Source organism: Bacillus sp. LR--39 (assembly GCF_053613335.1).
Genome location: NZ_JBSIOT010001588.1, coordinates 1 through 519, shown reverse-complemented (window position 1 = coordinate 519; position 519 = coordinate 1). Strand labels below are relative to the sequence as shown.

General features: G+C 49.9%; 1 protein-coding gene. It reads left to right on the top strand.

The genetic code is table 11. The features are described from left to right. Positions 1 to 467: NAD(P)-dependent oxidoreductase (locus ACWHAR_RS31945; RefSeq protein WP_452089037.1), on the top strand; the 467-nt coding region annotated here is incomplete at its 5' end. Positions 468 to 519 lie beyond the last annotated feature (52 nt).

The window sequence follows — 519 nt, the reverse complement described above, 5'->3', positions numbered from 1 at the left end:
GTGCGAAAGGCTTCGGCATGAAAATTTTATATCATAACCGCACCCGCAATCCAGATGCAGAAGCAGAACTGGGCGCATCCTATCTGCCCTTCGATGAACTGCTTGAACAGGCGGATTTTGTTGTCTGCCTGACACCTCTGACTCATGAAACGAAGCATCTGTTTAACCGCAGCGCTTTTAAAAAGATGAAGCGCTCCGCTATTTTTATCAATGTCTCAAGAGGACAGGTTGTCAATGAAGACGATTTATATGAAGCGCTGGTCGAAAAAGATATTGCCGGCGCAGGACTCGACGTCTTTGCGGAAGAACCTGTGCAAAAGGATCACCCGCTCGTCAGCCTGCCGCAAGTCACCGCGCTGCCTCACATCGGCAGCGCCGCCGTCGAAACGAGAGAAGCCATGATGAGGCTTTGTGCGGAAAATATTGCGCTTGTCCTGAGAGGAAAGCAGGCAAAGACCGAGATTTGACGTTTCTTCCGGCTGCCCTGAGCGGCTCGGAAGATTTTCTTACAAAAATATT